This window comes from Citrobacter sp. R4, from assembly GCF_026719175.1.
Taxonomy (GTDB): domain Bacteria; phylum Pseudomonadota; class Gammaproteobacteria; order Enterobacterales; family Enterobacteriaceae; genus Citrobacter_A; species Citrobacter_A sedlakii.
Window position 1 is genome coordinate 142,306 of the sequence record NZ_JAPPSU010000006.1, and the last position, 21,105, is coordinate 163,410.

The following is a 21,105-nucleotide window of genomic DNA, read 5'->3' on the forward strand; positions in this document are numbered from 1 at the left end:
GGCGGCCTTTTTGGCAAACGGGGTTGACATCAGCAGCGGTATCCAGTACCACTAAAAGCATATCGCATTCGCCTGGAGTTAAACTTAATGATACATATCGCCCGCTTTAACGGTCTACTACTACTAAACGCATTTTCGTTGCGCGGTAGACTGGTGAGCGGCATTCAGCATTAAGTCAGCATCCAGTTAGATAAAAAACCCGCGCCGTTGCGCGGGTTTTTTTATGCTCGAAGCAAGGCGCCCTCAGGACCAAGGACCTAAACCATGAGCCAGCAAGTCATTATTTTCGATACCACTTTACGCGACGGAGAACAGGCGTTACAGGCAAGCCTGAGTGTGAAAGAAAAACTGCAGATCGCGCTGGCCCTCGAGCGCATGGGCGTAGACGTAATGGAAGTTGGCTTTCCGGTTTCCTCACCGGGCGACTTTGAGTCTGTGCAAACCATCGCCCGCCAGGTGAAGAACAGTCGGGTTTGCGCCTTAGCCCGCTGTGTGGAAAAGGACATCGACGTTGCGGCAGAGTCGCTGAAAGTGGCCGATGCCTTCCGGATTCATACCTTTATCGCCACCTCGCCAATGCATATCGCCACCAAGCTGCGTAGTACGCTGGATGAGGTGATCGAACGCGCGGTGTACATGGTGAAACGCGCACGAAATTACACTGACGACGTTGAGTTCTCCTGTGAAGACGCGGGCCGTACGCCTGTCGCCGATCTGGCGCGGGTGGTGGAAGCCGCCATCAACGCAGGCGCCAGAACCATCAATATTCCCGACACCGTGGGCTACACCATGCCCTTCGAGTTTGCCAACATTATTTCCGGTCTGTATGAACGCGTGCCCAATATCGATAAAGCCATTATCTCCGTCCATACACACGACGATTTAGGTTTAGGGGTTGGCAACGCGCTGGCCGCCGTGCATGCGGGCGCTCGCCAGGTGGAAGGCGCAATGAACGGCATTGGTGAACGCGCCGGCAACTGCTCTTTGGAAGAAGTGATCATGGCGATCAAAGTGCGCAAGGATATTCTGAACGTCCACACCCGCATTAATCATCAGGAGATCTGGCGCACCAGCCAGTTGGTCAGTCAAATCTGCAATATGCCCATCCCGGCGAACAAAGCGATTGTCGGTAGCGGCGCCTTCGCCCACTCCTCCGGTATTCACCAGGACGGCGTACTGAAAAATCGTGAAAACTACGAAATCATGACGCCGGAATCGATCGGCCTGAATCAGGTGCAGTTGAACCTGACGTCCCGTTCCGGACGCGCGGCGGTAAAACACCGCATGGATGAGATGGGATATAAAGAAAGCGAGTACAGCCTGGACGATCTGTACGACGCGTTCCTGAAACTGGCGGATAAAAAAGGCCAGGTATTCGATTACGACCTGGAAGCGCTGGCATTCATCAATAAACAGCAGGAAGAACCTGAACATTTCCGTCTGGACTACTTCAGCGTGCAGTCTGGCTCAAACGATATCGCGACCGCCTCGGTGAAACTGGCTTGCGGTAATACTGTAAAAGCTGAAGCGGCAAACGGTAACGGCCCGGTCGACGCTATTTACCAGGCGATCAACCGTATTACCGATTACCACATTGAACTGGTGAAATACGGCCTGTCCGCTAAAGGTCACGGTAAAGACGCGCTGGGCCAGGTGGATATCGTCGCTCACTATAACGGTCGCCGCTTCCATGGCGTCGGTCTGGCGACAGACATCGTTGAATCCTCCGCCAAGGCGATGGTGCACGTACTGAATAACATCTGGCGCGCCGCTGAAGTCGAAAAAGAATTGCAACGCAAAGCTCAGAACAACGAGAACAACAAGGAAACCGTGTGATGTCGAAGAATTACCATATTGCTGTTTTGCCGGGTGACGGAATTGGCCCGGAAGTGATGGCGCAAGCCCTGAAAGTCCTGGAAGCGGTTCGCGGCCGGTTTGATATGCGTATTACCACCAGCCACTACGATGTCGGCGGAGCCGCCATCGATAATCACGGTCAACCGCTGCCGAAAGCGACCGTAGAAGGCTGCGAGCAGGCCGACGCCGTGTTGTTCGGCTCCGTGGGTGGCCCAAAATGGGAACATTTGCCGCCAGATCAACAGCCGGAGCGCGGCGCCCTGCTGCCGTTGCGTAAACACTTCAAATTATTCAGCAATCTGCGTCCGGCGAAACTGTATCAGGGGCTGGAAGCGTTCTGCCCTCTGCGCGCCGACATCGCGGCAAATGGCTTCGACATCCTTTGCGTACGCGAACTGACTGGCGGCATTTACTTCGGCCAGCCGAAAGGCCGCGAAGGTAGCGGTCAGCATGAAAAAGCGTTCGATACCGAGGTGTATCACCGTTTTGAAATTGAGCGTATTGCGCGCATCGCCTTTGAATCCGCCCGCAAGCGCCGCCGTAAGGTAACGTCTGTTGACAAAGCCAACGTCCTGCAAACGTCTATTCTGTGGCGCGAAATCGTCAACGACGTCGCTAAAGCGTATCCGGACGTTGAGTTGGCGCACATGTATATTGATAACGCCACCATGCAGTTGATTAAAGACCCGTCTCAGTTCGACGTATTGCTGTGTTCCAACCTGTTTGGCGACATCCTGTCTGACGAGTGCGCAATGATCACCGGCTCCATGGGGATGTTGCCGTCCGCCAGCCTGAACGAGCAGGGCTTTGGTCTGTATGAGCCAGCAGGCGGCTCCGCGCCGGATATCGCCGGAAAAAATATCGCGAACCCTATCGCGCAGATTTTGTCGCTGGCGCTGCTGCTGCGCTACAGCCTGGATGCGGATGAGGCGGCAACCGCCATTGAACGCGCTATCAACCGCGCATTAGAAGAAGGCATCCGCACCGGCGATTTAGCCCGTGGCGCCGCTGCCGTTGGTACCGATGAGATGGGCGACATCATTGCACGCTATGTCGCGGAAGGGGTGTAATCATGGCTAAAACGTTATACGAAAAATTATTTGATGCGCACGTGGTGTACGAGGCGCAAAACGAAACCCCGCTGTTATACATCGACCGCCATCTGGTGCATGAAGTAACCTCCCCGCAGGCGTTCGATGGCCTGCGCGCGCATGGTCGTCCGGTTCGTCAACCGGGTAAAACCTTCGCGACGATGGACCATAACGTCTCGACGCAGACGAAAGACATCAACGCCTCCGGTGAAATGGCCCGTATCCAGATGCAGGAGCTGATCAAAAACTGCAACGAGTTCGGCGTTGAGCTGTACGATCTGAATCACCCGTATCAGGGCATCGTTCATGTGATGGGGCCGGAACAGGGTGTTACCTTACCGGGCATGACCATCGTCTGCGGCGACTCCCATACCGCCACGCACGGCGCGTTTGGCGCGCTGGCGTTCGGCATCGGCACCTCGGAAGTTGAACACGTACTGGCGACGCAGACCCTGAAGCAGGGTCGCGCGAAAACCATGAAGATTGAGGTCAAGGGCCGCGCGGCGCCGGGTATCACGGCGAAAGACATCGTGCTGGCGATTATCGGTAAAACTGGCAGCGCTGGCGGCACCGGCCACGTCGTGGAGTTCTGCGGCGACGCGATCCGCGCCCTGAGCATGGAAGGCCGTATGACCTTGTGCAACATGGCGATTGAGATGGGCGCGAAAGCGGGTTTGGTCGCCCCGGATGAAACCACCTTCAACTATGTGAAAGGCCGTTTGCACGCCCCGAAAGGCAAGGATTTTGATGATGCGGTTGCGTACTGGAAAACGCTGCAAACCGATCCGGACGCCCGCTTCGATACAGTTATCACCTTACAGGCTGAAGAGATTGCGCCACAGGTCACCTGGGGCACCAATCCGGGCCAGGTAATTTCGGTAACCGACATGATCCCCGATCCGGCTTCTTTCGCCGATCCGGTTGAGCGGGCAAGCGCAGAAAAGGCGTTGGCCTATATGGGGCTGAAGCCTGGCGTGCCGTTAACGGAAGTGGCGATCGATAAAGTATTTATCGGCTCCTGTACCAATTCACGTATTGAAGATTTACGCGCCGCCGCGGAAGTGGCGAAAGGACGGAAAGTGGCGCCAGGCGTTCAGGCGCTGGTGGTGCCAGGCTCCGGTCCGGTAAAAGCGCAGGCGGAAGCGGAAGGTCTGGATAAGATCTTCATTGAAGCGGGCTTTGAGTGGCGTTTACCGGGCTGCTCAATGTGTCTGGCGATGAACAATGACCGTCTGAATCCGGGCGAGCGCTGCGCCTCAACCAGCAACCGTAACTTTGAAGGCCGTCAGGGCCGCGGCGGACGTACCCATCTGGTCAGCCCGGCAATGGCCGCCGCTGCCGCCGTCACCGGCCATTTCGCCGACATTCGCAGCATTAAATAAGGAGACCACCATGGCAGAGAAATTTACCCAACATACCGGCCTGGTTGTCCCCCTGGATGCCGCCAACGTCGATACCGACGCCATCATTCCTAAACAGTTCTTACAGAAGGTTACCCGCACCGGTTTTGGCGCGCACCTGTTTAACGACTGGCGCTTTCTGGATGACAAAGGCGAGCAGCCGAATCCGGCGTTTGTGCTCAACTTCCCGGAATATCAGGGCGCGTCTATTCTGCTGGCGCGGGAAAACTTCGGCTGCGGTTCATCCCGTGAACACGCCCCCTGGGCGCTGACCGACTATGGCTTCAAAGTGGTGATCGCACCGAGCTTCGCCGATATCTTTTACGGCAACAGCTTTAACAACCAGCTGCTGCCGGTGAAGCTGAGCGATGAAGAGGTCGATGAGCTGTTCACACTGGTGCAGGCGAATCCGGGGATTTATTTTGAGGTGGATCTGGAAGCGCAGGTCGTTAAGGCGGGCGAAAAGCGCTACAGCTTTACTCTTGATGCCTTCCGCCGTCACTGCATGCTGAACGGTCTGGACAGCATCGGTCTGACGTTACAGCACGAGACGGCTATCGCCGCTTACGAAGACAAGCAGCCCGCGTTTATGCGCTGATTGTCCTCCTGCGATGCGCTTTTAATTCACAGCGGCTTCGCGCTATCCGGCCCACAAACGCCCTTCCTGTGGGCCGGATACTCTCTCCTCAGACATCCTTCACCTGGCTGGTCATATACAGCGTTACCACAGAGATCGCCGCAATCACCCAGTAAACGGCATAATGCCCGACGCTCTGCGCCACCGCCCCCTGAATCACTCCCGCGAGGATCACGCCGGTTGAGATGCTGTTGGTGAAGAGCGTCGTCGCCGACCCCGCCCTGCCCGGCATCAGATCCTGAAACCAGAGCATCCCAATTCCGGCGACGATCCCGATGAACACCGCGTTGAACACCTGGAGAATCAATAGCGCCGCGTGGCTGTGAAAGACAATCAGACCGAGATAAAACAGCACGCCCGCCGCTACTGCAGTCACCATCATCCGGCGCTTGCCAAAGCGTTTGACATAAAAACCTGCGAGGATCATCGCCGGAATTTCCAGCCCTGCCGCGGTCCCCATCAGGATCCCGGCAAGCTTATCCGGCAACCCCAGCTCAGCGCTGATCCATAGCGGCATATCAATGATGTACATGGTGTTGCAGGTCCACATTAGCGTGGAGGCGATAAACAGCATGCGAACGTTGTTGTCCTGCCAGCCGCTAACCCGGGTGACAGGTACATCGGCCGGTTGTTCAACCCGCGCCACCGATGGCAGCATAAAGGCGATCAGGACAAAGCTCAGCGCAAAAATTCCGGCAGCAATAGAAAACATCACCGTAAAGCCATAGTTAAGCGCCAGCATAAACGCCAGCGGCGGGCCGATCACCCAGGCCAGGGAAAGCTGCGCACGCATCACCGAACTGAACATCACCACTTCCCGCGCCGAGCTGTCGGCGTATTCCCGCGCCAACGCAAACAGCTGCGGCATCGCGGTATTCGCCAGCGACGCCAACAATACGCCGCAGGTGATCAGCGTCAGGTAATGACGGTTAAAAGCAAACAACAGGGCGTTGCCAATGGCCATCAGGCAACAAAACAGAATCAGTCTGCGCCGGTCGCCCTGGCTGTCGGAGCGCTTTGCCAGCGCGAGACTGACGCCAATCCCGGCGATGGCGTTGACGGTGTAAAACAGCCCCACCCAGAACGGCTGCGCCCCCACTTCTCGGCTCAGGAAAAGGCTCAACGTCGGCGCCTGTAGCGCGCCCGCGATGCCCATCATAAAGGCGACCAGCATAAATGCCGCATAAACACCGTTGAGACGTCGTCCCATCGTCATGATCCAGAGCATAAACCTTTCCTTAGCGCGCAGCGGAAACGAAAAAAGCCAGCAGATAATACCTGCTGGCGGGGTGAATAACACCAATACTCAGTCACACATGATGTCTGCCAATCCGGGATCGCGATGTCACTCCCACTGCATCAGTTCTTCCAGCATCTTTAAGCGCTGCGGTGCGCTCAGGCAAGCCAACCAGGACAACTTTTCTGTCGCGGAAAAATACTTCAGATAGAACTGGCGCATTGTTGACCCCTTCATCGTGCTTCATCGGGATTCATTATTGGCCTAATATAGGGATAATAAAATTGCTGAGTTTTTCGCTGGAGTTCCCCTTTTATGTCTTCTGGTCGTCTGCAACAACAATTTATCCGTTTGTGGCAATGCTGCGACGGCAAAACCCAGGACACCACGCTCAACGAGCTGGCGGAACTGCTGAACTGCTCGCGTCGCCATATGCGCACTCTGCTGAACACGATGCAGGCGCGCGGCTGGCTGACGTGGGAAGCGGAAGTGGGCCGTGGCAAACGCTCTCGTCTGACGTTCCTCTACACCGGACTTGCGCTCCAGCAGCAGCGCGCGGAAGATCTGCTGGAACAGGATCGGATCGATCAACTGGTGCAACTGGTGGGCGACAAAACCGCCGTTCGCCAGATGCTGGTGTCACATCTTGGACGCAGCTTCCGCCAGGGGCGTCACATCCTGCGCGTCCTGTATTATCGTCCTTTGCAAAACCTGCTGCCGGGTACGGCGCTGCGGCGCTCAGAAACGCATATCGCCCGTCAAATCTTTAGCGCCTTAACCCGGGTAAATGAGGAAAATGGGGAACTGGAAGCCGATATTGCGCATCACTGGCAGCAAATTTCCCCGTTACACTGGCGTTTTTTTCTGCGTCCGGGCATTCATTTTCACCACGGTCGCGAACTGGAAATGGACGACGTGATCGCTTCGCTCACACGAATTAACACCTTGCCACTGTACTCGCACATTTCCCGCATCAATTCCCCAACGCCATGGACGCTGGATATTCACCTGTCGCAGCCTGACCGCTGGCTCCCCTTACTGCTGGCGCAGGTGCCCGCGATGATCCTGCCGCGCGAATGGGAAACGCTGAACCATTTCGCCAGTCATCCTATTGGCACCGGCCCCTATGCGGTAATGCGCAACACGCGTAATCAGTTAAAAATTCATGCTTTTGATGATTTCTTTGGCTATCGGGCGCTAATCGATGAAGTTAACGTCTGGGTGCTGCCGGATATTGGCGATGAACCGACCGGCGCGCTGACGCTGGAAGGCCCCACTAACGATGAAAAGGCCATTGAAAGCCGGCTGGAAGAAGGCTGCTATTACCTGCTGTTTGACGCCCGCACCCACCGTGGAGCAAATCAGGAGGTCCGGGAGTGGGTCAGTCGCGTCCTGTCGCCGAGTAATCTGCTCTACTATGCCGACGAGCACTATCAGCGCCACTGGTTTCCCGCTTATGGCCTGCTACCTCGCTGGCATCATGCCCGTCCGGGCCACGGCGAAAAACCTGCCGGGCTGGAATCCCTCACCCTGACCTATTACCACGATCATATCGAACACCGGGTCATTGCGCAGATCATGAGCCAACTGCTGGCGGAACATCAGGTAAAGCTGAATATACAGGAGATCGACTACGATCAGTGGCACGCCGGAGACATTGAAAGCGATATCTGGCTGAACAGCGCCAACTTCACCCTTCCACTCGACTTTTCGCTGTTCGCGTATCTCTGTGAAGTTCCGCTGTTGCAGCACTGCATTCCGCTGGACTGGGAGGCGGACGCCGCCCGTTGGCGCACCGGTGAGATGAACCTGGCGGCCTGGTGTCAGCAACTGTTAGCCAGTAAAGCGATCGTCCCGTTGATTCACCACTGGCTGATCATCCAGGGACAGCGCAGCATGCGCGGTTTACGTATGAACACACTTGGCTGGTTCGACTTTAAATCGGCATGGTTTGCGCCACCAGACCCGTGATTGCTGCATAGCAACAAAATCATTACACTAACGGCGTTCTCAACGGGGTGCTGAAAAACATACACAACGTCATTCAGGATGAGGTGTACAGGCTGAGAAAATACCCGTCGAACCTGATCCGGATAACGCCGGCGAAGGGATTTGAGGCTACCGCTCAAAATCCTTTGCCACCCATCTAATGAGGTGCAAAGTGCTTAAAAAATGTCTTCCTCTGCTGCTCCTGTGCGCAGCGCCCGTGTTCGCCAAACCTGTGCTTACCGTTTATACCTATGATTCGTTTGCCGCCGACTGGGGTCCCGGCCCGGCGGTCAAAAAAGCGTTCGAGGCTCACTGTGATTGCGAACTGAAATACGTGGCGCTGGAAGATGGCGTATCGCTGCTCAATCGCCTGCGTATGGAAGGGAAAAACAGCAAAGCCGACGTGGTGTTGGGGCTGGACAACAACCTGCTGGAAGCCGCCACGCAGACCGGGCTGTTCGCTAAAACACCGATCCATACCGATGCCGTAAACGTCCCTTTCACCTGGAATAACGACACGTTTATTCCTTACGATTACGGTTGGTTTGCCTTCATCTATAACAAAACAACGCTAAAAAATCCGCCAAAAAGTTTGAAAGAGTTGGTAGAAAGTCCGGAAAAATGGCGTGTGATCTACGAAGATCCCCGCACCAGTACGCCGGGTCTTGGCCTGCTGCTGTGGATGCAAAAAGTGTATGGCGATAAAGCGCCGGAAGCCTGGCAAAAGCTGGCGGCGAAAACGGTCACCGTCACCAAAGGCTGGAGCGAAGCGTACGGTCTGTTCCTGAAGGGAGAAAGCGATTTGGTGCTGAGCTATACCACCTCTCCCGCGTATCACCTCATCGAAGAGAAAAAGGATAACTACGCGGCGGCAAATTTCAGCGAAGGGCATTACGTGCAGGTGGAAGTGGCGGCGCGCACCGTCGCCAGCAAGCAGCCTGAGCTGGCGACGACGTTCCTGCGCTTCATTCTCACGCCCGCCTTCCAGAGCGCCATCCCGACCGGCAACTGGATGTATCCGGTTACCACCACCCCACTGCCCGCCGGGTTTGAGACGTTAACCAAACCAACCACCACGCTGGAATTCACGCCAGCTGAAGTGGCAAACCACCGTCAGGCCTGGATTAGCGAATGGCAACGCGCCGTCAGCCGCTAATTCCCGGCTGGCTGCTGCCCGGTCTTAGCGCCGCCACGCTGATGGTGGCGGTCGCGCTGGCCGCATTTCTGGCGCTGTGGCTTAACGCGCCGCAGGGGGAATGGTCCTCGCTCTGGCAGGACAGTTATCTGTGGCACGTGGTGCGCTTTTCCTTCTGGCAGGCGTTTTTGTCAGCTGTGCTGTCGGTCTTCCCGGCGATATGGCTTGCCCGCGCGCTCTACCGGCGTCGTTTTCCCGGCCGTTTGGCGCTGCTGCGCCTGTGCGCGATGACCCTGATCCTCCCGGTGCTGGTGGCGGTATTTGGTATCCTTAGCGTCTATGGACGACAGGGTTGGCTGGCTTCGCTCTGGCAGACGTTCGGGCTGGAATGGACCTTCTCTCCTTACGGTTTGCAAGGTATCCTGCTGGCCCACGTTTTTTTCAATATGCCTATGGCAAGCCGACTTCTGCTGCAGTCGCTGGAAAATATTCCCGGCGAACAGCGTCAGCTCGCCGCCCAACTTGGTCTTCGCGGCTGGCATTTTTTTCGTTTCGTCGAGTGGCCGTGGTTGCGCCGTCAAATCCCGCCCGTCGCCGCCCTTATCTTTATGCTCTGTTTCGCCAGCTTTGCCACCGTGCTATCGCTCGGCGGCGGGCCACAGGCGACCACTATCGAGCTGGCGATTTATCAGGCGCTGAGCTATGACTACGATCCGGCGCGCGCGGCGATGCTGGCGTTGATCCAGATGGTGTGCTGCCTGGCGTTGGTGCTACTGAGCCAGCGCTTAAGTAAAGCCATCGTTCCCGGAACCACGCTGGTGCAGGGGTGGCGCGATCCGGACGACCGCCTGCACAGTCGGATTAGCGATACGCTGCTTATTCTCCTCGCGTTACTGTTGTTACTGCCGCCGCTGCTGGCGGTTATTGTTGATGGCCTCAACCGCCATCTGTGGGACGTACTGGCGCAACCGATCCTGTGGCAGGCAATGTGGACCTCGCTGCGCATCGCCCTGGCGGCAGGCCTGCTGTGCGTGATCCTCACCATGATGCTCCTGTGGAGTAGCCGCGAACTGCGGGCCCGTCAGCATGTGCTGGCAGGGCAAACGCTGGAACTGAGCGGAATGCTGATCCTCGCCATGCCCGGCATTGTGCTGGCGACCGGTTTCTTTTTGCTGCTCAATAACAGCATTGGTCTGCCGGCGTCGGCGGACGGCATCGTGATCTTCACCAATGCGCTGATGGCGATCCCTTATGCGTTAAAGGTGCTGGAAAACCCCATGCGTGACGCCGCCTCCCGCTACTCAATGCTGTGCCAGTCGCTGGGGATTGAAGGCTGGCGGCGGCTCAAGGTCGTGGAGTTACGCGCTCTGAAACGCCCGCTTGCCCAGGCGCTGGCTTTCGCCTGTGTGCTTTCCATCGGTGATTTTGGCGTGGTGGCGCTGTTCGGTAATGACGATTTTCGGACGCTGCCGTTTTATCTGTACCAACAAATCGGCTCGTACCGCAGTCAGGACGGCGCCGTGACCGCACTGTTACTGCTGTTGCTGTGCTTTATGCTTTTTACCGCTATCGAGAAATTACCAGGACGACATGCTAAAACTGACTGATATAACCTGGCTTTATCATCATTTGCCGATGCGCTTTACGCTTTCCGTGGCCCGGGGCGAGCAGGTAGCCGTTCTGGGGCCTAGCGGGGCGGGGAAAAGTACGCTGCTGAACCTGATCGCCGGTTTTCTTACTCCTGCCAGCGGCACGTTGATGATTGAGGGCGACGATCATACCGCTACTCCCCCTTCTCGTCGTCCGGTGTCGATGCTATTTCAGGAAAATAACCTGTTCAGCCATTTGAACGTGCAGCAAAACATTGGGCTGGGGCTGGATCCGGGGTTGAAGCTCAGCGCCCTACAGCGCGAGAAACTGATGCATATCGCGCGGCAAATGGGCATCGACAACCTGATGCGCCGCCTGCCCGGCGAACTGTCCGGCGGTCAACGTCAGCGCGTTGCGCTGGCGCGCTGTCTGGTACGCGATCAGCCCGTGTTGCTCCTTGATGAGCCGTTTTCCGCTCTCGACCCCGCCCTGCGTCAGGAGATGCTGGCGTTAGTCAGCGATGTCTGTCACAACCGACAGTTAACGCTGCTGATGGTTTCACACAGTGTGGAGGACGCCGCCCGCATCGCCCCCCGCTCCGTTGTCGTGGCCGATGGGCGAATCGCCTGGCAAGGCAAAACCGATGAACTGGTCAGTGGGAAAGCCAGCGCCTCGGCATTGCTGGGAATTAAAGGGTGATGGTTGTCATGGACGCTTCGCTTTCCCGGCCTACAGTGAAACACATTTGTAGGCCAGATAACGCGCAGCCATCCTTCAGCCAGAATCAGACGCCGACCACCTTCAGCAGGATATCCACGTAGACTGGCATTAGCGGATGACGAATCAGCATCACCAGCGCAACAATCCCCAGCGCCAGCACGCCAGGCGCGAGCCACAGCAAACGCGCTTTCGGGAGAAATACAGTTAACCGGTCGGTTGCCGCCTTTCCACTTCGCCACAGGCGCCAACACAGCCAGCCGCCAACCCATAACAGGAGCGCCGTTGCCAGCAGTAGCCATTTAAACTCGCCGCTCTGCATTCCCGCAGGAATATCGATCGCCGCACCCGCCAGTATCCCCGGCAGAAAGTAAAACGGCGGCCAGAGCAGACAGCCGATGATATTGGGGGTGATAAATTTCGAGACCGGCAGATCCAGCATTCCTGCCACCATCGGCACCAGCGGACGCGTCGGCCCGACAAACCGTCCGACCAGGATCGTAAACATACTATGTTGATGCAGCGCATGTTCGGTTTTATCCAGCAGCGCCTTGTTTTTCTTAAGGAATGACCAGCGATGCAGCGGCTTTTTAAAGCGCCATCCCAGCCAGAATGAGATCCAGTCGCCGAGCAGACAACCCACAATCCCCGCCAGCCACGCGTGCCAGAAATTAAGCTCGCCGCTACCGATTAGCGCGCCCAGTCCGGCCATCAGTACGGTGCCGGGTAAAATCAGACCGACCAGCGCCAGCGATTCCAGAAAGGCCACCAACACCACGGCTATCAAAGCGTACATGGCGGACTGCAGAATGAAGTGTTCCAGAAATGCTTGCATAGTTCGTCCGTCAGTTTTACGAAACAGGGATTCTGCAAACCCCTCGCTGCTTCGTCAAGCCATCAATTGTCTGAATAGTTACAGCTTATGACACCTTCACTGACACATCATTCACTTTTTCCTCACATCCCGCGCGGAACTCACTCGGGCTGGCGCCGGTGCATTTTTTAAAGACCCGGGAGAAATAAAGCTGGTCGTCAAAACCTACGTTACGTCCGACGGTGGCTATTGGCATACGCGTAGTGCTGAGCAGCAGTTTCGCCTGGCTGATACGCTGGTCCTCGCGCCAGCTCAGCACGCTGATGCCCAACTGCTGGCGGAACAGATGCGAGAGACGCGACGGCGACAGGCAAACATGCTGGGCAACGCTGGCGATATCAAAATGGCTGTCGGCGAGATGGTCGCTAATATACTGGCAGGCGTCGCGCACGCGGTTGTCCATTGGCGGATGCAGCGAGGCGTTTATCGCCTCCATACGGCGTAACAGGAGCTGTTCCAGCAGGTTAATCGCCAACAGTTCGGAATAGCGTCCTTCCCCCTGCCCGGCGCTGATGATCTGACCGAACAGTTCATTGAAGTGTGGCTGATGGGCTTCGTCAGGGCGGAAAAAACCGGTCTGGGCGAAAATCGGCGGCCAGGCCAGCCATTCTTGCCAGTAGGCGCGCGGACGGAAGTAAACCCACTGGTGATACCACTGGCTGGCATCCGGGTGACGTCCATAGTGATGAATTTCTCCCGGTGGAAACAACAAAATATCGCCGGGGCGGCAAACAAACTGCTTCCCCTGATTATTAATCACGCCCTCTCCACGAATGGTGAGATTGAGAATATAGCCTTTCATCCCCAGCGGGCGATCGATAAAGAAATCGAGATAGCCGTTGGCGTCGATGGGCGTTAACCCCGCCACCAGATGCGCGTTAAACGAGTAGCCGGGCAGGAGGGGATCATTTTGCGGTTCAGCCATAATTTCACGACTCCCGAAGTTCGGTGAGGAAACAAATTGTCCATATTACGTAAAAGGGTGTTATCTGCGTCCTGCTTTGCCCTGGCGTTGTTGCTGGCAGAGCATCAACTCCGCTTTTTCACAGCATTTTGTAACAAAACTGCGCGGTCAGAGCGATAAAATCTGATAACAAAAGTGTCTATAACTACGGCAGAAATGTCCACATTGAATATTTGCACGGCGTCACACTTTGCAATGCTATAGCATTTTTATCCATAAGATTAGCGGATCCTGCCTGACGGTTTTTATCCCCACTCACTACTGTTTCTCCATACCCGTATTTCTGGATGGAGTAAGACGATGGCGATTGCAATAGGCCTCGATTTTGGCAGTGATTCAGTGCGAGCGCTGGCGGTGGATTGCGCCACCGGCAGCGAAGTGGCAACCAGCGTTGAATGGTATCCCCGCTGGCAAGAAGGGCGCTACTGCGATGGCCCGAACAACCGGTTTCGCCATCATCCGCGTGACTACATCGAATCAATGGAAGCAGCGCTAAAAAGCGTTCTCGCTGAACTGAGCGCCGCGCAACGCGCAGAGGTGGTCGGAATTGGCGTCGACAGCACAGGTTCCACCCCTGCCCCGATTGACGCCGACGGTAACGTCCTGGCCCTACGTCCGGAGTTTGCTGAAAACCCAAACGCGATGTTCGTTTTGTGGAAGGACCACACCGCGGTGGAAGAGGCGGAGGCCATTACCCGTCTGTGCCATACGCCGGGCAAAGCGGACTATTCCCGTTATATCGGCGGTATTTATTCCAGCGAATGGTTCTGGGCGAAAATCCTCCACGTCACCCGCGAGGACAGTGCCGTCGCACAGGCCGCCGTGTCGTGGATAGAGCTTTGCGACTGGGTGCCCGCCCTGCTTTCTGGCACTACCCGTCCGCAGGATATCCGCCGCGGGCGCTGTAGCGCCGGACATAAATCGCTGTGGCATGAAAGCTGGGGCGGCCTGCCGCCCGCCAGCTTCTTTGACGAGCTTGATCCCCTCATTAACCAGCATTTGCCCTACCCGTTATTCAGCGAAACCTTCACAGCCGATCTGCCGGTTGGCACGCTGTGCGCGGAATGGGCGCAGCGTCTCGGCCTGCCGCAGAGCGTGGTGATCTCCGGCGGCGCGTTCGATTGCCATATGGGCGCCGTGGGCGCAGGCGCGCAGCCGAACGCGCTGGTAAAAGTGATCGGCACGTCAACCTGCGACATTCTGATTGCCGATAAGCAAAGCGTGGGCGATCGCGCGGTGAAAGGGATCTGTGGTCAGGTTGACGGCAGCGTCGTCCCCAATTTCATCGGGCTCGAAGCCGGACAGTCCGCCTTTGGCGATATCTATGCCTGGTTTGGCCGCATTCTCGGCTGGCCGCTTGAGCAGCTTGCCGCCCAGCATCCTGAGCTAAAAACGCAGATCAAAGCCAGCCAGAAGCAACTGCTGCCCGCGCTCACCGAAGCGTGGGCCAACAATCCTTCGCTCGATCACCTGCCGGTGGTACTCGACTGGTTCAATGGACGCCGTACGCCAAACGCCAATCAGCGTCTGAAAGGGGTCATTAGCGACCTGAATCTGGCGACGGACGCCCCGGCGCTGTTCGGCGGTCTGATTGCCGCCACCGCCTTCGGCGCGCGCGCCATTATGGAGTGCTTCACTGAACAAGGCATTGCGGTGAATAACGTCATGGCGCTGGGCGGTATCGCCCGTAAAAACAAGGTCATTATGCAGGCCTGCTGCGACGTCCTGAATCGCCCGTTGCAGATCGTCGCCTCCGATCAGTGCTGCGCGCTGGGCGCGGCGATCTTTGCCGCCGTGGCGGCAAAGGTGCATGCCGACATCCCTGCCGCTCAACAAAAGATGGCGAGTGCGGTGGAAAACACGCTGCAACCCCGCCCTGAACAGGCGCAGCGCTTCGAACAGCTTTATCGCCGCTACCAGCAGTGGGCGGTGAGCGCCGAGCAACATTATCTTCCGACTGCCGCCCCGGTCATCAACGCACCGGCTCACCAGGCAACCCTGACTCATTAAGGACACGACAATGACAATTTTTGATAACTATGAAGTGTGGTTTGTAATCGGTAGCCAGCACCTTTACGGGCCAGAAACGCTGCGTCAGGTCACTCAGCACGCCGAACACGTCGTTAATGCTTTGAACAGCGAAGCCAAACTGCCGTGCAAACTGGTATTGAAGCCGCTGGGCACCACGCCGGATGAGATCACCGCCATTTGCCGCGATGCAAATTACGACGATCGCTGCGCGGGTTTGGTGGTCTGGCTGCATACGTTCTCTCCTGCGAAAATGTGGATCAATGGACTGACGACCCTTAATAAGCCGCTGCTTCAGTTCCACACTCAGTTCAACGCCGCCCTGCCGTGGGATAGTATTGATATGGACTTTATGAACCTGAACCAGACCGCACACGGCGGTCGCGAGTTCGGTTTCATCGGCGCGCGTATGCGTCAGCAGCATGCCGTAGTCACCGGTCACTGGCAGGATAAGACGGCACAGGATCGTATCGGCTCGTGGATGCGTCACGCGGTCTCAAAACAGGATACGCGTCATCTGAAGGTCTGCCGTTTCGGCGATAACATGCGCGAAGTGGCGGTCACTGACGGCGATAAGGTCGCCGCACAGATCAAGTTCGGCTTCTCGGTGAATACCTGGGCGGTGGGCGATCTGGTGCAGGTGGTTAATTCCATCAGCGACGGCGATATCAACGCGCTGATCGACGAGTATGAAAGCCGCTACACCCTGACGCCTGCAACGCAGATCCACGGCGAAAAACGGCAGAACGTGCTGGAAGCGGCGCGCATCGAGCTGGGAATGAAGCGTTTCCTCGAACAGGGCGGCTTTCACGCGTTTACCACCACTTTTGAAGATTTGCACGGCCTGAAACAGCTCCCGGGACTGGCCGTACAGCGTCTGATGCAGCAGGGCTACGGCTTCGCTGGCGAAGGCGACTGGAAAACCGCCGCTCTGCTTCGCATCATGAAGGTGATGTCAACCGGTCTGCAGGGCGGCACCTCATTTATGGAGGACTACACCTACCACTTCGAGAAAGGCAACGATCTGGTGCTTGGCTCGCACATGCTGGAAGTGTGTCCGACCATCGCGGTGGAAGAAAAACCGATCCTCGACGTGCAGCATCTCGGCATTGGCGGTAAAGACGATCCCGCGCGTCTGATCTTCAACACCCAAACCGGTCCGGCGATTGTCGCCAGCCTGATCGACCTGGGCGATCGCTACCGCCTGCTGGTGAACTGCATCGACACCGTCAAAACGCCGCACTCGCTGCCGAAACTGCCGGTCGCCAATGCGCTGTGGAAAGCGCAGCCGGACCTGCCTACCGCCTCTGAAGCGTGGATCCTGGCGGGCGGCGCCCACCATACCGTCTTCAGCCACGCGCTGGATCTGAACGATATGCGCCAGTTTGCTGAAATGCACGATATCGAAATCGCCGTTATTGATAACGAAACCCGCCTGCCCGCCTTTAAAGACGCGCTGCGCTGGAATGAAGTCTATTACGGATTCAAACGTTAACCAGGTAATTGCCTGATACGCCTCACTTATCCGGCCTGATCAAGGTGTAGGCCGGATAAGGCGTTTACGCCGCCATCAGGCAAGGAGACAAACATGTTAGACGCTCTTAAACGCCAGGTGCTGGAAGCGAATCTGGCTTTGCCGCAGCATAATCTGGTGACGCTCACCTGGGGGAATGTCAGCGCCGTTGACCGCGAGCGCGGCGTGTTCATCATCAAACCGTCCGGCGTTGAATACAACGCGATGACCGCCGGGGATATGGTGGTGGTCAGCCTTGCGACAGGTGAAGTCGTGGAAGGAACGAAAAAACCGTCTTCCGATACCCCCACACACCGCCTGTTGTATCAGGCTTTTCCATCAATTGGCGGTATCGTACACACGCATTCCCGCCACGCAACCATCTGGGCACAGGCCGGACAGCCGATCCCTGCCACCGGTACCACCCACGCCGACTATTTCTACGGTACGATTCCCTGCACGCGTAAAATGACCGATGCGGAAATTAACGGCGAGTATGAATGGGAAACCGGCAATGTGATCGTGGAAACCTTCGAAAAACAGGGCATTGATGCCGCCCAGATGCCGGGCGTACTGGTACATTCTCACGGCCCCTTCGCCTGGGGTAAGAATGCTGAAGATGCGGTGCATAACGCCATAGTGCTGGAAGAGGTCGCCTACATGGGGATTTTCTGTCGCCAGCTTGCCCCGCAGCTACCCGATATGCAACAAACCCTGCTTGATAAACATTATCTGCGCAAGCATGGCGCAAAAGCCTATTACGGCCAGTAACACGCCGTTGCGCGTCCGGACAGAGACGCGCAACTTATTTATTCGGGAAGATATTCGGCGAATCGACTTTTGAATAAACAATTATTCGCGCTGATATATTCTATCGCATTATCAAAATAACCGCGTATTTCCTCCCCTTCCAGAGAATGAAAAAAGACGTAATCAACGATCGTTGACTGCCACCGTTGCCCGTGTAAAAAATAATTAATCACCGTATCGCGATGGCCATTTCGACGATCGTGACCTTGCCAATGGAAAAACGCATTTCCATCTTCAATAGTTTCAGTGCGCCAAATCTGCCCGGTCCATGTTTTATACTCAATATATTTACTGACGGTGTTCACCGACGGCCTTGAAACCAGCGTATTTACAAAAACATAGTTATGATAATTATTCTGATGTATTCGAGTAAATTCATTCATATACCCACTCCATGAAAAAGAAAACGCCCGTTCCCTAAGCTGAACAATAATCATCCGCTTAAAACAAAATGATAACAGAGAGATATTCCCGACGAAATCGAACCGCATCCTTTTTATTCAGAAATAGATAAATTTAAATATATATTATATTTTATCGATAAGTTACCCAAATATATATTATATTCAGTCAAAGCAATCGGGCGTTTCAAAAGAAAGTTTTACACTTACGTTTAATGAAAACAAATAAAAATTGCTAAATTTTGCTATTCCGAGAAACAAGTAACAAAATCAAACAGGCACTAATCCGAATTATATATAATGTCCTCATTCAGACTTTATAAAGGTTGCATTCGTCAATTACTGTACAAAATAACAGTATTTATTTTCAAACCAGGTTATACTGAAGACACATAAGCGAACAGGTATACAGCGTGGCGCAGGCAGGTTTTATTTTAACCCGACACTGGCGGGATACGTCGCAGGGAACAGAGGTCTCATTCTGGCTGGCTACAGACAGCGGACCTTTGCAGGTGACGCTTGCCCCTCAGGAATCCGTCGCCTTTTTCCCAGAACAGCAGACGCCACGGGTAAAATCACTTCTGGCCGCCGAAAACGGCTATCGCCTGGCGCCGCTTCGTCTCAGAGATTTTCATCGCCAACCGGTGTCTGGGCTTTATTGCCGTTCGCACCGACAGCTAATGCGTCTGGAAAAGCTGCTGCGGGAAAATGGCGTCACGGTGTACGAAGGCGATGTGCGTCCGCCAGAGCGTTACCTGATGGAACGGTTTATCACCTCCCCGGTGTGGGTAGAAGGCGAAGCGCGTCACGGCGCAATCGTCAATGCGCGGCTCAAGCCGCATCCTGACTATCGTCCGCCGCTGAAATGGCTCTCACTGGATATCGAAACCACCCGCCACGGCGAACTGTATTGTATTGGCCTGGAAGGCTGCGGCCAGCGCACCGTGTATATGCTTGGCCCGGCGAACGGCGACGCTTCCACGCTCGACTTCCAGCTTGAGTACGTCGCCAGCCGCCCACAGCTTCTGGAAAAGTTGAATGAATGGATTGCCCGCTATGACCCGGACGTCATCATCGGCTGGAATGTCGTGCAGTTCGATCTGCGCATGCTGCAAAAGCACGCCGAGCGCTACCGCGTTCCGCTGCGCTTTGGCCGCGACAACAGCGAACTGGAATGGCGCGAGCACGGGTTTAAAAATGGCGTATTCTTCGCTCAGGCCAGAGGTCGACTCATTATCGATGGCATAGAAGCGCTGAAGTCAGCCTTCTGGAACTTCTCGTCATTTTCCCTTGAGGCCGTCTCGCAGGAATTACTCGGCGAAGGCAAGTCGATTGATAACCCGTGGGATCGTATGGATGAAATCGACCGCCGGTTCGCTGAAGACAAACCCGCGCTCGCCACTTACAACCTGAAAGACTGCGAGCTGGTCACCCGGATCTTCCATAAAACCGAGATTATGCCGTTTCTGTTGGAACGCGCCACGGTCAATGGTTTACCTGCCGATCGCCACGGCGGTTCGGTCGCTGCCTTTGGACACCTCTATTTCCCGCGAATGCATCGGGCAGGTTATGTTGCGCCCAATCTCGGCGAGGTTCCCCCGCACGCCAGTCCAGGCGGCTACGTGATGGATTCACGCCCCGGGTTGTACGACTCTGTGCTGGTGCTGGATTACAAAAGCCTGTATCCGTCAATTATCCGCACCTTTTTGATCGACCCGGTGGGTCTGGTCGAAGGGATGGCGCACCCGGATCCCGCGCACAGCACCGAAGGTTTCCTTGATGCCTGGTTTTCACGGGAAAAACACTGTCTGCCAGAAATCGTGACCACGATCTGGCAAGGTCGCGACGAAGCCAAACGTCAGGGGAATAAACCGCTTTCCCAGGCGCTCAAAATCATTATGAATGCCTTTTACGGCGTACTCGGCACCACCGCCTGTCGATTCTTCGATCCCCGGCTGGCCTCGTCAATTACCATGCGTGGCCATGCGATCATGCGCCAGACCAAAACGCTGATTGAAGCGCAAGGTTATGATGTGATCTATGGCGACACAGACTCCACGTTTGTCTGGCTGAAACGCACCCACAGTGAAGCAGACGCGGCGGAAATTGGCCGCTCGCTGGTTGATCACGTCAACGCCTGGTGGAAGCAGGAACTGCAGCGGCAAAACCTCAACAGCGCGCTTGAGCTGGAGTACGAGACGCATTTTTGCCGCTTTTTGATGCCGACCATTCGCGGTGCGGATACCGGCAGTAAAAAGCGCTATGCCGGGCTTATCCAGGAAGGCGATGCGCAACGGATGGTCTTTAAAGGGCTGGAGACCGTGCGTACCGACTGGACGCCGCTCGCGCAGCAGTTCCAGCAGGATCTGTACCTGCGAATTTTCCGTCATGAACCCTATCAGGACTACGTGCGGGAAACGATCGCTAAACTGATGGCCGGTGAGCTTGACGATCGGCTGGTTTACCGCAAGCGGCTGCGTCGTCCGCTGAGCGAATACCAGCGCAACGTTCCGCCCCATGTCCGCGCGGCGCGGCTGGCGGATGAAGAAAACCTGAAGCGGGGTCGTCCAGCGCAATACCAGAACCGTGGCACCATAAAGTACGTCTGGACGATTAACGGCCCGGAGCCGCACGATTACCAACGTTCGCCGCTGGATTACGAGCATTACCTGACGCGCCAGCTGCAGCCCGTCGCTGAAGGTATCCTGCCTTTCATCGACGATAATTTTGCTACACTACTGACAGGACAATTAGGGTTATTTTGACGCGTGACGAATCCGCCGCCATCCATTACCATAGCGCCCTTTCCATTCCTGGACCCAAATAATCTTGCTGCCCACTTAGCGACTATCCCGGTAGGCG

18 protein-coding genes and 1 riboswitch are annotated in these 21,105 nt (G+C 56.0%); of the genes, 13 read left to right on the forward strand and 5 right to left on the reverse strand.

Annotated elements, in window-relative coordinates:
* Positions 1-87 precede the first annotated feature (87 nt).
* The 5 genes from leuL to leuD all read left to right on the forward strand — a co-directional run bounded on the left by leuL (position 88) and on the right by leuD (position 4,946).
* Positions 88-174, forward strand: coding sequence for a leu operon leader peptide (gene leuL / locus OOJ60_RS14630; protein WP_205612826.1), 87 nt, complete (start codon positions 88-90; stop codon positions 172-174).
* Between the two features lie 90 nt (positions 175-264).
* Complete coding sequence (gene leuA / locus OOJ60_RS14635; protein ID WP_060570736.1) at positions 265-1,836, forward strand: 2-isopropylmalate synthase; 1,572 nt, start codon at positions 265-267, stop codon at positions 1,834-1,836.
* The gene (leuB, locus tag OOJ60_RS14640; RefSeq protein WP_042290085.1) at positions 1,836-2,927 is read left to right on the forward strand and encodes a 3-isopropylmalate dehydrogenase; all 1,092 of its coding nucleotides are present in this window, start codon (positions 1,836-1,838) and stop codon (positions 2,925-2,927) included. Before leuA ends, leuB begins: the two co-directional genes overlap by 1 nt.
* A 2-nt stretch (positions 2,928-2,929) precedes the next feature.
* A complete protein-coding gene (leuC, locus tag OOJ60_RS14645; RefSeq protein WP_200034942.1) occupies positions 2,930-4,330 on the forward strand; it encodes a 3-isopropylmalate dehydratase large subunit in 1,401 nt (466 codons plus the stop codon).
* A 10-nt stretch (positions 4,331-4,340) separates the two neighbouring features.
* Positions 4,341-4,946: a 3-isopropylmalate dehydratase small subunit gene (leuD, locus tag OOJ60_RS14650; protein WP_042290089.1), complete on the forward strand. Its 606-nt coding sequence runs from the start codon at positions 4,341-4,343 to the stop codon at positions 4,944-4,946.
* 88 nt (positions 4,947-5,034) lie between these two features.
* On the opposite strand, the gene OOJ60_RS14655 is transcribed toward leuD, so the two are convergent.
* Together OOJ60_RS14655 and sgrT are read right to left on the reverse strand one after the other, a co-directional pair.
* Positions 5,035-6,213 carry a sugar efflux transporter gene (locus OOJ60_RS14655; RefSeq protein WP_042290091.1) on the reverse strand — a complete coding sequence of 393 codons (1,179 nt, stop codon included), beginning with the start codon at positions 6,211-6,213 and terminating at the stop codon, positions 5,035-5,037.
* A 117-nt stretch (positions 6,214-6,330) separates the two neighbouring features.
* Complete coding sequence (gene sgrT, locus OOJ60_RS14660; protein WP_042290093.1) at positions 6,331-6,444, reverse strand: glucose uptake inhibitor SgrT; 114 nt, start codon at positions 6,442-6,444, stop codon at positions 6,331-6,333.
* Positions 6,445-6,537: 93 nt separating this feature from the next.
* Here sgrT and sgrR point away from each other — a divergent pair, with 93 nt between their 5' ends.
* The 4 genes from sgrR (at position 6,538) to thiQ (ending at position 11,635) form a co-directional block, all read left to right on the forward strand.
* A complete protein-coding gene (sgrR, locus tag OOJ60_RS14665) occupies positions 6,538-8,193 on the forward strand; it encodes an HTH-type transcriptional regulator SgrR (RefSeq protein ID WP_060570737.1) in 1,656 nt (551 codons plus the stop codon).
* 33 nt (positions 8,194-8,226) lie between these two features.
* Positions 8,227-8,351: riboswitch (TPP riboswitch) on the forward strand.
* Positions 8,352-8,383: 32 nt separating this feature from the next.
* On the forward strand, positions 8,384-9,367 hold the full coding sequence (thiB, locus tag OOJ60_RS14670) for a thiamine ABC transporter substrate binding subunit (protein ID WP_205612778.1): 984 nt from the start codon (positions 8,384-8,386) through the stop codon (positions 9,365-9,367).
* Complete coding sequence (gene thiP, locus OOJ60_RS14675) at positions 9,343-10,953, forward strand: thiamine/thiamine pyrophosphate ABC transporter permease ThiP (RefSeq protein WP_060570739.1); 1,611 nt, start codon at positions 9,343-9,345, stop codon at positions 10,951-10,953. Before thiB ends, thiP begins: the two co-directional genes overlap by 25 nt.
* On the forward strand, positions 10,937-11,635 hold the full coding sequence (gene thiQ / locus OOJ60_RS14680; RefSeq protein ID WP_042290102.1) for a thiamine ABC transporter ATP-binding protein ThiQ: 699 nt from the start codon (positions 10,937-10,939) through the stop codon (positions 11,633-11,635). Before thiP ends, thiQ begins: the two co-directional genes overlap by 17 nt.
* Before the next feature lie 85 nt (positions 11,636-11,720).
* Here the strand turns inward: thiQ and OOJ60_RS14685 are convergent, their stop codons facing one another.
* Positions 11,721-12,488 (reverse strand): DedA family protein, encoded by a 768-nt coding sequence (locus OOJ60_RS14685; RefSeq protein WP_060570740.1) that lies wholly within the window; start codon positions 12,486-12,488, stop codon positions 11,721-11,723.
* Positions 12,489-12,573: 85 nt separating this feature from the next.
* Positions 12,574-13,452, reverse strand: a complete 879-nt coding sequence (gene araC / locus OOJ60_RS14690; protein WP_042290107.1) for an arabinose operon transcriptional regulator AraC — start codon at positions 13,450-13,452, stop codon at positions 12,574-12,576.
* Between the two features lie 339 nt (positions 13,453-13,791).
* Here araC and araB point away from each other — a divergent pair, with 339 nt between their 5' ends.
* From araB to araD, 3 genes are all read left to right on the forward strand, one after another.
* Positions 13,792-15,501 carry a ribulokinase gene (araB, locus tag OOJ60_RS14695; protein ID WP_042290110.1) on the forward strand — a complete coding sequence of 570 codons (1,710 nt, stop codon included), beginning with the start codon at positions 13,792-13,794 and terminating at the stop codon, positions 15,499-15,501.
* Between the two features lie 10 nt (positions 15,502-15,511).
* Positions 15,512-17,014 carry an L-arabinose isomerase gene (gene araA, locus OOJ60_RS14700; protein ID WP_181821987.1) on the forward strand — a complete coding sequence of 501 codons (1,503 nt, stop codon included), beginning with the start codon at positions 15,512-15,514 and terminating at the stop codon, positions 17,012-17,014.
* 93 nt (positions 17,015-17,107) lie between these two features.
* On the forward strand, positions 17,108-17,803 hold the full coding sequence (gene araD / locus OOJ60_RS14705; protein ID WP_205612779.1) for an L-ribulose-5-phosphate 4-epimerase: 696 nt from the start codon (positions 17,108-17,110) through the stop codon (positions 17,801-17,803).
* Between the two features lie 38 nt (positions 17,804-17,841).
* Here the strand turns inward: araD and OOJ60_RS14710 are convergent, their stop codons facing one another.
* Complete coding sequence (locus tag OOJ60_RS14710) at positions 17,842-18,225, reverse strand: DUF4751 family protein (RefSeq protein WP_042290118.1); 384 nt, start codon at positions 18,223-18,225, stop codon at positions 17,842-17,844.
* A gap of 431 nt (positions 18,226-18,656) precedes the next feature.
* Between OOJ60_RS14710 and polB the strand changes: the two genes are divergently transcribed.
* A complete protein-coding gene (gene polB, locus OOJ60_RS14715) occupies positions 18,657-21,008 on the forward strand; it encodes a DNA polymerase II (RefSeq protein ID WP_205612780.1) in 2,352 nt (783 codons plus the stop codon).
* Positions 21,009-21,105 lie beyond the last annotated feature (97 nt).